Consider the following 12747-nt stretch of genomic DNA (forward strand, 5'->3'; position numbering starts at 1 on the left):
TGTATTAACCTTTATAAATTACAGATACCTTTACGCTCATACCAGGGCGCAGTTTATCCATAATTTCTTTGCTTGCATTTATTTTAATTTTTACCGGCACACGTTGTACTACTTTTACATAGTTACCGGTAGCGTTATCTGGTGGCAGCAATGAAAATTTAGCACCTGTAGCAGGTGAAAAATTATATACTGTACCGTCAATTTTAGTATCCGGGAAAGCGTCAACCTCTATCTCAACTTTCTCGCCTGAGCGTAAATTGTTCAGTTGGGTTTCTTTAAAGTTAGCGGTAATGAACAGGCTGTTATCCTCCACAACCGAGAACAAAGTTTGCCCTGCCTGTACCAACTGGCCTTTTTGCACATTCTTTTTTGATACGATACCCGATGAAGGCGCTGTAATGTTAGTGTACGATAATTGCAGTTTTGCAAAATCAATATCGCCTTGCTTTTGTGTAACACCGGTATTGGTTACATTCAATTGGTTTTTGGTACCGCTAACCTGCTCTTGTGCTGCTTTGTATTGCTCTTGCGAAGCCAGCAGTGCTGCCTGTGCCGCATCGCGGGTTACCTGTGCTTGTTCAAAAGCTTGTTTAGTAACCGATCCATCTTTAACCAGGTTAGCATAACGGTCATAATCGCGTTGAGCCTGTTGTAATTTGATCCTGGCTGTTTCAACGTTTGCTTTGGCGGTAGCGGCATTAGCTGATGTTGCGAATATTTGTGATTCTGATACACCTACCGATGCGCTGGCTAATTTTTGAGTAGATAATGCTTGTTCTAACTTAACTTTGTAGTCGCGGTCATCTAATTTAACCAGCGGCTGGCCTTGTGTAACATGTTGGTTCTCTTCGAACATAATGGTGTCAACGTATCCGCCAACACGGGCAACTACCGGGCTGATGTTGCCGTCAATCTGTGCATCATCAGTATCCTCATGTGTGCCATAATATAAGTATTCTTTAACTCCAAAAACGATACCACCCAACAATAATAACCCTAAAATAATGGGCATTACTTTGTTTGATTTCTTTTCGGTTTTTTCGTGTTCTGTTCCTTTTGCCATGATATTTGTAAATTTTATTTGTTCAGTTTTCCGGTTGATTTTAATAATGTGTAGTAAGCAAGGCCGGCATCGGCTTTAGCCAACTCCAGGTTTATTTGTGCCTGGTATAGTAATGTTTGCGCGTCTACCCTGTCGGTAACCGAAGCTATATTGCTTTGGTATTTCGATTCGAGGATCTTGTTGTTTTCTCCAGCTTGTTCTATTGATGTTTCCAATAGCTTAATCTTGTTTAAGGCTGTCTGGTAATTTTGATAATTGCGGTTGATCTCCGTTTTCAGGTTATCCGTAGTGATGCTTTTCCTGATAACGGTTTCATCCTGCTCTATTTTAGCCTGGGCTACCTTATTCTTATTGGTCCACAGTGATCCAAAGTTCCATGATACGGTAGCACCTAAAGTGATAGGCGTAATATACTGACCTGATTGTGGCAGCGGGTTAGCGCTTACATCAATATAATAAAAGCTTGCTCCAACACCTACGTTTGGCAATTGCTCTGCTTTTATCGATTTGATATTGGTTTCGGCAACCTTGTTTTGCAAATCAAGCTGCCTCAACTCCTGGCGCGATGCAAAAGCGGTATCAATATAGCTTGACAATGGTTTTAAAGTACGGCTATTATCAGCTACCTCTGTTGTTTTAAGATCGGTGCTTTCAGGCAAGCCTAACAATACATCTAAGTTATAGTTGATGATCCTACGGTTACTTTCCAGATCGATACCGTTCAACTCAATATTGGAACGTTGTAATTGGAAACGCAATACATCATTTTTAGTGACTAAACCCTGGTCGAAAAAGCGCTGAGCCTGTTTCAGTTGTTGGTCAACAGCCGATAGGTTTTGTGTTACTATCTTTTGGCTTTGTAAAACCTTATATAAGGTATAGTAGGCGTTTATTACATCATATGCAATCTGGTCCCTGTCTTTCTCGGCATCCAAACGGGTAACCTGCGTAAGTAACTCGGTTGATAGTTGGGCGTAACGGTATCGGCCACCGGCGTATATCCTTTCGTTAAGGCTGGCAGTACCTAAAAAGGCATTGGCGCCATCAGGCAGGTGGATGCTTTGGCTACCCAGATCTAATGTGTTTGCAGGTATTTGCGCACGGTTATAAGCCAGGCTTGCGCTGCCGGTTGGCAAAGCATCATCCTTAACTACGTTGTATTTGGCAATTGCTGCATCAATTTTTGATTGTGATAGTTTTAGCGTTTTGCTGTTAGCCAACCCTAATTTAACAGCCTCATCAATGGTGAGGGTCCTATCCTGCGCATGCGCAAACTGTACTGTAATTAAACTTACCAGTAAAATGGCAATACCGCTTTTTTGTACTGCTTTTACCATCTGTTTAAATAAGTAGTGATTAATTGTTTTATTGATCGTTGTTATCATTGTTTTACTAAGTAAGATTTTAAAAGTTGTTTCATAAATGCTTTCATCCGGGGTTTTAATTGGGTTTCGAGGTAGTTTGGATCCAATATATCATGCCCCATTACCCTTGATGACATATGTGATGAATTGATGAGGTAGTTTTTAGTGCCGAATATTACCATGATGGTGAGCTCCTGATCTATATCTTTACAGAAAAGGCCCTTATCAACACCTTCCTGCAATATTTTTTTAAACTCGTGTACGTTGGTCATTAATATGTTTGCCATCTTGTCTGTTAACTCCGTACGTTTATTTAAGGTAAGCTCACGGTTAATCAGTTTTTGAAAGCAATTGTTTGCGATGATACGCTCTACATAATTGTCGATACAACGCTCCATTTTGTCCCATGCCGAAATGCTATCGTCATTACCAATGTTTTGCAACAAGGTGCGGAAAGCCGAGATCTTGCGCTCAAATATGGCAAGGTATAAGCCTTCCTTCGACCCGAAATAATAGTTCAGCATAGCCATATTTACACCCGCCTCGCCGGATATCATCCTGGTAGAAGCGCCGTCATATCCCAGTTCAGAAAAAACTTTTTCCGCTACGTCAAGGATATGATCCTTCTTATCTATTTTGTCTTTGTCCATCATCTATCTAATTCGGCAACAAAATTAATCAATCGTTTGATTAATAAAATAAAATTAATGTCATTCTTATGTAAACAGATTGTAAACCATATTGATTTAGTACCCCTGGCTGATTTTTATTAACAAATCTTTAAAAAACACTTGCGTGTATTAATGACTTATCAATAGTATCAAACCGGACAAGTAAGCGATTTTATTTTTCAATGGATTGTCAAAATCATTTACACATCGGCACATTTGCATATCTGCACATTAAAAACAACTATCTTCACGTTATTAAGCTCCCGAACATGAACAAATACCGTTACCACATATTTATACTGTTTCTGTTATTTACGGTTAAAGCCATTGCGCAAACCGCGCCGCCGGCAAGCCTGGTTGATATTAAACAAAGCTTTAAAAAGCTCAATGTTTTAGGAACCGTGCTGTATGTGGCCGCGCACCCGGATGATGAAAACACCCGCCTCTTAGCCTACCTGGCCCAGGAAAAACATTACCGTACCGGATACCTCTCCATGACCCGCGGCGATGGCGGCCAAAACCTCATCGGTAATGATCAGAGCGAAGAGCTTGGCCTCATTCGTACCCAGGAACTTTTAGCTGCCCGCCGGGTTGATGGCGCGGAACAGTTCTTTACCCGTGCCAACGATTTCGGCTTCTCTAAAGGCCCGGATGAAACCCTAAAGATCTGGGACAAGGAGAAAGTACTCAGTGATGTCGTATGGGTGATCCGCAAATTTAAACCCGATGTCATCATCTGTCGTTTCCCCACCACGGGCGAAGGTGGCCACGGGCATCACACTTCATCTGCCATATTAGCACAGGAGGCCTTTGCCGCTGCTGCCGATCCTAAGCGCTTTCCCGAACAACTGGCCTACGTAAAACCGTGGCAGGCCAAACGCCTGCTTTGGAACACCTTTAACTTTGGCGGCGCTAATACCACTGCCGAAAACCAGTTCAAGATTGATGTTGGCGTCTTCAACCCGCTATTAGGCAAAGGCTACGGTGGGATAGCTGCCGATAGCCGCTCCAACCATAAAAGCCAGGGCTTTGGCTCGGCAAAGCAACGCGGCCAATCTTTCGAGTACTTTAAAACCATATTGGGCGAAGCTCCAACATCCGATCTGATGGACGGCATAAACACCACCTGGAACCGCCTGAAAGAAGGTGCCGCTATCGAATCAACCCTATCGGTCATCACCAAAAGCTTTGATGAGAATAACCCAGCGGGCTCCGTTGCAGCATTGGTAAGGCTGTTAAGCAGCGTAGAAAAGGTATCCGACACTTATTGGAAGGGCCTCAAAACCAACGAACTTAAAGACCTTATTGCCGCTTGCGCGGGACTATGGTTCGAAGCTTATTCCGATCAGCCCAATTATGCCATCGGCGATGAAATGGCTATCCGCTCGCAGGTGATCAACCGTTATAATGATAAGGTAAAGCTCAATAGTATTACCACCGGTTCAAGCCAAACTCAGGGCCAAACTATCCAGGCTAACCAGTTGCAATCCTTCAACAGCAAAATGGTGGCCGAAAAGATAACCCAACCCTACTGGCTGCAAAGCCCGCATACTTTAGGCAGCTACACCATTGCCGATCTGTTAGTGGTTGGCAACCCCGAAAACCCCGATCTGCCAAAAGCCACTTTCGAGTTTATCATCGATGGTAAGCCCATTAGTTATAACAGGCGCCTGTATTATAAGTATGTTGACCCGGTGCGCGGCGAGGTTTACCAGCCAGTGGCTATTACCCCGCCCGTAACTGCCAATTTAGATAACAGCGTATACCTGTTTAAGGATAACCGCCCCCAAAACATCAGCGTTAAGCTCAAAAGCTTTACCAACATAAGCGGCACTATTGCCCTGAAAGCGCCCGATGGATGGCGTTTCCTGCCACAAACGGTTTCCTTTGTGGATAAGAAGAAAGGCGACGAGTGGACCGAAACCTTTATGGTTACCCCCTTAGACTTAAAATCAAAGAACGATATCATTAACGTCCAGGTAACTGTTAATGGCACTGCTTATCAAATGGCGCTAAAGCAGATCAGTTATGATCACATCCCCGCTATCACTTATTTCCCGCCTGCTAAGGCTCATTTGCTCAAGCTGGATATCGATATTCCCGGCAAAAATATTGGCTATATCATCGGCGCTGGCGACCTGATTCCCGATGCCCTGCGCCAGCTGGGTTATAAAGTCACCATATTGAACGAGGACGACATCATGAAAGGCAACCTTTCGGGATATGATGCCATAGTTACCGGCGTACGTGCCTATAACGTGAACGACCGCCTTGCCCTTGAGCAGCCTAAATTGTTAGAGTATGTAAAGAACGGGGGAAATTTAGTGGTCCAGTACAACAACAACGCCGGCCTTGTTACCCCAAACATTGGCCCTTATCCTTTTAAACCTGTTAATCAGCGCGTAACCGATGAGGATGCCACCGTCACCATTACCGACCCGCAAAGCCCGCTGCTCAACTACCCTAACAAAATAACCCCTGCAGATTTTGATGGCTGGGTGCAGGAACGCGGTTTGTACTTTGTAACCAACATCGACCCTAAATACCAGGCGCCTATACAAATGAACGACTCGGGCGAAGCACCCAATAAAGGCTCTGTTATTACTACCGATTATGGCAAGGGAAGGTTCACCTATTCGTCCCTGTCCTTCTTCAGGCAATTACCAGCCGGTGTCCCGGGAGCATATCGCTTATTCATCAACCTGCTAAGTAAACCCGCCCCGCCTGCGCCATGATATTATAGTGCGATCAAAACTCTTGACTCTTGATTCTCGCCTCTTGACTCTATCATCCCGATAGTTATCGGGAGGGGGGATAAAGTAAGAATATTATCCTTGCCCGCCGTAGCTTCAGCAAAGGAGGGGACAGAGCTTTCAACAGAAAGCCCTGTTTGGGTTTTAACCAACACCAAAGGAAGCGCAGGCCTCGCGCGATTCCCCTCTTGAGAGGGGTGGAGGGGTGTGTAATTTGCGCGCGACAAATAACCTCTACCCGCCGCTGGCGCAAGCGTCCCGCTTGTGTCCCCGCCGACAGATCGCCCTATATCCAAGCCCTCTTCTCCGGCATCCGACTTCTGCCCTCCGACCCGGCGTTGGTCGGGATTTTCAATCCTCGACCCACCAAACAGGGGATTTGCAATCCCCGAAACAAATTCCACCCCATCGTCGGTGTCCTCACCGACGATATCCAAACCATCCTCTTCTCCGACATCCGATTTCTGCCCTCCGACCTCTACACCAAATTGCTCCAACAACTCCTCACTCACCTCATCAGTGAAAGGCTCCGCCACCGTCTTGGCATTCTGTGCTTCAAAAGCGATATCCTCCTCCGTTTCCTCCGGTTGCAACACCACATTCGGCTGCCAGTTGGCTTTGTAAAAACCGGTATGCCTGCACAACTTATCAATAGCAGCCATTTTATTATGCAGCTTGATCTTGAACAGCTCGCCCGTTATATGCCCGTCTTCACCCGTCACATCCGCCCGCTGGAAATAGCTGATCGCCGCCTTCTCATCATCTGTCAACTGGTGCATGCGTTTCGGGTCGCCATGGTCGTCATAGTAATTACCCATGTTGCAAAAGGCTACTTTCATCAGTTCGCGCAAAAGCATGTCGTGTGTTAACTCCGCACGGGCTGCGCTGCGCTTCATCGCCTCCTTTAAATAAGCTTGTATCTTGGGCACATGCAGCAAATCGCCTTTTCGGGCGGTATTATCTGTATATCCGGCAGTAAGGGCCGCACGATAAGCGTTAAAGCTGAGTAAATACTCCTCGCAAAATTTTTGTTGTTTGTACGATAGTGGTTCTAAAATAGCCATGATGTTTATTGATTTGATAGGTTTGAAAATTCGGATGGTAGGTCGATGGTCCATAGACCATGGTCGATAGTTAAGAAGGCAGGAAAAAGGTCATGGACTATAGTCTATCGCCGCGAACTTCTCCAATGGACTATCGACCATGGACCTCCTACTACAAAGGTCGGGATAAATCTTTCAGCAATAAAATATAAATCGATATAATTATCTGAATTCCAATAAATTATAATATTTTTCAAGATCTGAAACAAGGGTCGTTGCCCACACGAGGTTTCATATATGGGCCTTATTGAAGCAACCACTAAACCACCACTGTTTTTTTTATCTTTACGCTAAAGCAAAAATAAGCCATGCAACAAACGCGGTTTGATAAAAAAACAGAAACTGTAAAAACCAACCATACAAATGCCGGTAATAACGGTATCAGTTTACCGGCCGTACCCGTATTGCAGCAAAAACAAGGTGGGGTGCAGCCCATACAACTAAAAGACAAAGTAGATAACCCATACCCGCAGGGCGAGGCAGGGTTAACGGCACATCATATCATACCACAATCTGTTTTAACTAATGTATTAAATAAATTAGATCCCGATTACCAGGTAAAGGTGATGGCAAATTCGTTGCCCGATTTTGCAGGGCTTACCTTGAGTACAATAAGCAGTGCCAATATAACTGCACCAAACGGAAATTCATTTTCATTAACCTATCGGGATAACAATATCGATACGCCTATCAATAAAAATACAATGGTAAGCGACCTGCGATTAAAAGCAATAGCCACGGTTAAATTTAGTGCAATGCCCGATACAGAACAAGCGAAAATAAGCTTTGACGGAAGCGACTGGGCCACCTTTAGCGCACTTTACGGGCGGTTAAAAACTGCAACAAGTGATGCCGCCGTTAAGGCTGAGGGCACAGTAGGCGATAACGCTGACAGCGATGAATCGAAGGAAAAGCAAGGCAAGCTAAAGGATATGTATGCCGCGTTTTATCAATGGCAAAGCGGTAACCTTTTTTATGGAAGCAAGCGCTACGAAGAAGATTCGAGCGATACGCTGGATGAAGATGAGAAATATTCGAATAAAGACGCCGAGTTTTCACGCCAGATAAAAGAAATTTATACGGTGTTAAAAGACAACGAAAAAGCGCTTAAATTATCACCCGACAAAATAACTGAAAAAATAAACCAACTTACTACGCTTACAAAAAACAGGGCCATTGCCAAATACGAATCGGGCGACTTTATATTGATAAGCAATACCAGGCAGCTTGAAATTATGAAAGGTATAGGCATGGCTAACCGTATGGGCTTAGATAAAACGGGTAGCAGTATTCATAAGCAGGCTATAAAAGATAAGATCAAAGCACTGGACATTCATGCCGTGCTGGCCCGGGCAGAAGGCCGCCAGGCAGACTGGCAGCCAAACGGGCACCCCTTTGTAGGTTTAACTTATAACAAAAACGGAACAATTTGTACCGTTTCGGTAAATGGCGGGCCTGGTACAGCGATAGAGAAGAGCAATAGGTTCAAATTACCCGACTTTAAAACTGCGATATTAGATTCGGTTAATACAGCAATGAATTTTTAGTGCGGATTTGCCTTGCAATCCGGATATTTACTTACACCACTGATGAGCACAGGTTGTAAAAGAGTTAAAAGAGCTATTTGTTAGATTGAACGGAGAATAACCTACACTAAACAGGGATGAAAATAACGCTTTGGAGTAATATTGAAGTTTTTGTATTCAGGTTTCTCTTCGCTAATTTCGTTTTGGTTATATTCTTTCAATACATAGGATTGATCTATGTTGCAGTTATTGATATAGCCATTCTTGCCTACTGCAGTCTGAAGGTCAGAGTAAGAGATATTGAAATAACCGAAACAAACATCATCATTGGTCAAAAAAACACCTTTGGCAAACTAAAAAAACAGGTATATAGCAATAACCAAATTATTTTTATATACAGGCAAATGCCCACATACGAAAAGTATCGTTCGCGTACACCATTTTCAAAAAATAGCATCCTGGGTAATGTTTTAATGGTTTATTGCAAAAACGATTGTTTATTTGAGCTTACACCCGGCAAGGATGGAATGAACGACAATAAAATTATAGATATAGTTAAATATTTATTGCAGATAGGCATCAAACAAGAGTTTGAAAAGTTTGGTGATGACGATATCAAACTTCCGTCCCCGCAGGATCCCCCGTTGGGTGACCCTGCGGAAAGCGGCAGGTAACAAAGCGACATCTCGTTCCGAACAAACGCAGGGTCCTCTGCGAGAGACCCTGCGGGGACATCGATCTTACTCTTCCGGTGATATCTGATTTAACGAAGGATACTTTTCTATCATTGCAGATGATGTAACCACGATCTTATTAATAATTTCGTCAAGGTCGGCTGATGATATAGCTAGATGGTTTAACATTTCCTCTCTTTCCTTATCGTCTGTACATGTAGCGAGCAGGCCTGTCAGGCCCATTATCCTGGCCAGCGGCGCCCTTACCAAATGCGATTGCATCCATGATATTTCCCTGAAGGTTTTATTCTGCTCTTCCACGGTTTGAACGTATAGCTTCCGTTCGGTCACATCACGTCCGGTAATGCAAACGCCTTTAATGCGGTTCTCTTCGTACACGGGTGTAAACGTATAACGTATCCAATAAGTGGGTTTGTTTAAACTACGGTACTTCCTGTCAAATTCAATGATTTCTCCTTTGTAAACCCTGTCTATCAGCTTCCTAAAGTAATCATGCCGGGTAGTTTCAACATAATCAAGTATGCTTTTGCCTACTTCAAATTCCTGTTGTGTTTGGCTAAAAATCACATAATCATTCGCTTTAGCATTAAACAGCTTAATATTTAATGATGGGTATAACAGCACAAAACCATTAACCGTGCTCTCAAATATCGCTTTCAACCCCGCTTCCGATTCCTGGATCTTTAAATGGGCATTAAAAACCGCTAGCTCATTATTCAATTGCACGGTTATATCGGTGGCTAAAACCAGCCTTACCTTGCGCCCGTCAAACTCCAGTAAGTTACTTTCAATATGGGCATATATGTGCTCTCCGTTCTTTTTAATATGATGCGCCCTTCCGTCATAAAACGTGCCGGTAACTTTATTTTGCTTTACTGTTTTTACCAATGTTTTAACATCCTCTTTGGGCCTGATATCTTTTATGGTCATCCGTAAAAACTCGTCTTTGGTATAACCATAGTGGTTAATAGCTGCTATGTTTACATCCAAAAAAGCCAATGTATCTGTATCAAACAGCCACATGGGTAAAGGGCTTTTATCGAATATCCTCTTGTAACGCTCCTGCAGGTTATCCTTTTTATTAATAACAATTGCCAGGCTCCTGAATATTTTATGAACGAGCACCACGCTTACAATGCTCAAAAAAATAAGGTTTGAGCTTAGCGCGAGCCAGGCCCCGGTGCTGTACAAACCGATAAGTACGCTGTTAAAAAATTTAAAATGTATAACTAACGCGTAAAATGCGATAATTAAGCCATTTACTATGATAGACCAATAGGCATAGCGTATTGGAAATACAAGGGCCATTAAAATGGTTAAACCGTACAGGTAGAAAATACCCGGGCCTATATAACCTAAAGCATTTATCAAAAAAACAGCTAAACCGTAAAATAAAGTAACAATAATAACTTTACGGACGGAGGTAGCCATTTTGTTATCAAAAGTAACAATGGCAAGTGTTGCAAGGCACACAATGTCAACCACGGCTATTAAAGTATAATTATCTTTAATAGCGAGCCAGATGCCGGGGATGGCTGCAATAAAACTAACGGGAAAACAATAGACAAGAAAACTGAAAAATAATTGATTTTGCCAATAGGTAAAGTCGTTATCATCAACATTTATACCGGGCTTTTTATCCCGTATCAAACTTTTATACCACCGCACAAAACCTTTCATCCGTTGCTTTTTTATAGCACACAAACCTAATTAGGATAGTTATTTGGATGCAGTTTAAATGAAGTTACAAACTTATTTAATTATTTAAAAATCAGGATCAATATTGCTTATACGTGTATCCGATGTAACGTGACCCACAGCTCAAAAAACTGCCCCTCCGCTGGCGCACGCGTGCCGCGTGTGTCCATTATGATAGAAGGCCCTTGCAACACCCGACAGGTAACCCGCGCCCATCATCCCGCCTCAAAAAACTGCCTTAATTTCTCCTCTTCCAAATCAAGCAATTCAAACTGGTGTTTTACCAGCTCATCGCTAATGTTATCTTTTTTATTGAGGGTAAGCAACAGCGCGCGTTGCTCATTAAGCAGGCGGGCCGTAATGGTTCGGTAATCTTTATAAAATTCTTCTACCCGCTCTTCAATGCCGCCCTTATCCCAATCGTTTAACAAGGCCATATCAGCAGAGTAACGCATTTTAAGGCTTTTTACCATTTCGTTGTTAAGGGTATGCTCGGCGTAATCCTCGTCGAGTATTTTCAGGGATAACGTAGCCAGCTTTCTGCGCATCAGTTGCCTTTGCTGGTCCAGTGGGATGGCCAGGTCAGGGTCGGGCATGTTAACCCACCTTACCACGGCAGATAGCGTTAGGCCCTGGAATACCAGTGTAACCAATATCACCGTAAAGGTGATAAACAGTATCATGTCCCGGTTAGGGAAAGCCTGGCCCGTTTTAAGCGCTAATGGTATGCTCAACGCCGCAGCGAGTGATACCACGCCGCGCATGCCCGTCCAGCCCAATAGGGCAGGTGCGCGCCAGCCGGGGGCCGGGTCGGCAACGGTAATAATATGGCTCATCAGCATGGTAACCACCGTGGCGCCATAAGTACATATAAAGCGGGCCACAATAAGTACGCCTGTAATAATAAGGCTGTAATTAAGCGCGTTAATAAAACCATCGCGACCCAGATTTTTAATAATAACCGGAAACTCCAGCCCGATCAGGATAAATACAATGCCATTAAGCACAAAAGCCACCGCCTCCCAAACGTTAATGCCCTGCAGCCTGCTCCGGTGCGATAAAAACTCATGCCGCCGGTACGATAGGAACAGCCCGCCGCTCACCACTGCCAGCACGCCCGAAAAATGGAACTCTTCGGCCAGCATATACATGGCATAAGGCGTAATAAACGTAAGCAGTACATCCATATTAGTAGTTGTGGGCATCCAGCGGTGTATGGCATAAAACATTGCGCCTACGGCTACACCAATAAGCACGCCCATTACAATCACCAATACAAAATCAATAGCGGCGGTTTTAAAAACAAAGGTGCCCGTTAACACTGCAGCCAAAGCAAAGCGGAATACCACCAAACTTGATGCATCGTTCATCAGGCTTTCGCCCTCAACAATGGTAACAAAGCGTTGGGGTACTTTAATATTTTTAAGGATGGCGCTTGCCGATACAGCATCTGGTGGCGAAATAATACCGCCCAACAAAAACCCCGTGGCCAGCGTAAAGCCCGGAATAAGCGCTGCCGATATAAATGCTACCACACACGAGGTAAGGATAACTACCGGGAAAGCGAAGCTGCTGATCACCCGGCGCCATTTCCAAAAATCTTTCCAGGATGTATTCCACGCGGCCTCGTAAAGTAACGGCGGTAAAAATATCACGAAGATGAACTGGGGGTCGATCTCGATGCCACGTAAAAAAGGGACAAAACCCAATGGCAATCCCACCAAAACAAGTAATATGGGATAGGCGATCTTGATCTTCTGTGCAAGCATCACCACAAAAAGGATGATAGCCAGCAGGCAGGTATATTGTATTACGGCATGATGCATACACTAAAATACAATAAATAGTGAGCTTTGAGGAAACGGGCGTATTTA

9 protein-coding genes are annotated in these 12747 nt (G+C 43.8%); 3 read left to right on the forward strand and 6 right to left on the reverse strand.

Going from position 1 to position 12747, the window contains the following annotated elements; all coding sequences use genetic code 11:
• Positions 1 to 4: 4 nt before the first annotated feature.
• From KXQ82_RS12150 to KXQ82_RS12160, 3 genes are read right to left on the reverse strand one after another with little or no spacing between them, the layout of a single operon-like run.
• The gene (locus KXQ82_RS12150) at positions 5 to 1063 is read right to left on the reverse strand and encodes an HlyD family secretion protein (RefSeq protein WP_219488644.1); all 1059 of its coding nucleotides are present in this window, start codon (positions 1061 to 1063) and stop codon (positions 5 to 7) included.
• A gap of 14 nt (positions 1064 to 1077) precedes the next feature.
• The gene (locus KXQ82_RS12155; protein ID WP_255563635.1) at positions 1078 to 2400 is read right to left on the reverse strand and encodes a TolC family protein; all 1323 of its coding nucleotides are present in this window, start codon (positions 2398 to 2400) and stop codon (positions 1078 to 1080) included.
• 44 nt (positions 2401 to 2444) lie between these two features.
• Positions 2445 to 3080 (reverse strand): TetR/AcrR family transcriptional regulator, encoded by a 636-nt coding sequence (locus KXQ82_RS12160; RefSeq protein WP_219488646.1) that lies wholly within the window; start codon positions 3078 to 3080, stop codon positions 2445 to 2447.
• 287 nt (positions 3081 to 3367) lie between these two features.
• Between KXQ82_RS12160 and KXQ82_RS12165 the strand changes: the two genes are divergently transcribed.
• Positions 3368 to 5833 carry a PIG-L family deacetylase gene (locus KXQ82_RS12165; RefSeq protein ID WP_255563637.1) on the forward strand — a complete coding sequence of 822 codons (2466 nt, stop codon included), beginning with the start codon at positions 3368 to 3370 and terminating at the stop codon, positions 5831 to 5833.
• Between the two features lie 2 nt (positions 5834 to 5835).
• Here the strand turns inward: KXQ82_RS12165 and KXQ82_RS12170 are convergent, their stop codons facing one another.
• Positions 5836 to 6915: a terminase small subunit gene (locus tag KXQ82_RS12170; protein ID WP_219488648.1), complete on the reverse strand. Its 1080-nt coding sequence runs from the start codon at positions 6913 to 6915 to the stop codon at positions 5836 to 5838.
• Between the two features lie 347 nt (positions 6916 to 7262).
• On the opposite strand from KXQ82_RS12170, the gene KXQ82_RS12175 reads away from it, so the two are divergent.
• Together KXQ82_RS12175 and KXQ82_RS12180 are read left to right on the forward strand one after the other, a co-directional pair.
• Entirely contained in the window at positions 7263 to 8501 is a 1239-nt protein-coding gene (locus KXQ82_RS12175) for a hypothetical protein (protein WP_219488649.1), read from the forward strand.
• A 116-nt stretch (positions 8502 to 8617) separates the two neighbouring features.
• Positions 8618 to 9154: a hypothetical protein gene (locus tag KXQ82_RS12180; protein ID WP_219488650.1), complete on the forward strand. Its 537-nt coding sequence runs from the start codon at positions 8618 to 8620 to the stop codon at positions 9152 to 9154.
• Positions 9155 to 9220: 66 nt separating this feature from the next.
• On the opposite strand, the gene KXQ82_RS12185 is transcribed toward KXQ82_RS12180, so the two are convergent.
• Both KXQ82_RS12185 and KXQ82_RS12190 read right to left on the reverse strand, forming a co-directional pair.
• On the reverse strand, positions 9221 to 10855 hold the full coding sequence (locus KXQ82_RS12185) for a PAS domain-containing protein (RefSeq protein ID WP_219488651.1): 1635 nt from the start codon (positions 10853 to 10855) through the stop codon (positions 9221 to 9223).
• Between the two features lie 233 nt (positions 10856 to 11088).
• Entirely contained in the window at positions 11089 to 12699 is a 1611-nt protein-coding gene (locus KXQ82_RS12190; protein ID WP_219488652.1) for a Na+/H+ antiporter, read from the reverse strand.
• Positions 12700 to 12747: the final 48 nt, after the last annotated feature.

The sequence above is a fragment of the Mucilaginibacter rivuli genome, assembly GCF_019391655.1.
Taxonomy (GTDB): domain Bacteria; phylum Bacteroidota; class Bacteroidia; order Sphingobacteriales; family Sphingobacteriaceae; genus Mucilaginibacter; species Mucilaginibacter rivuli.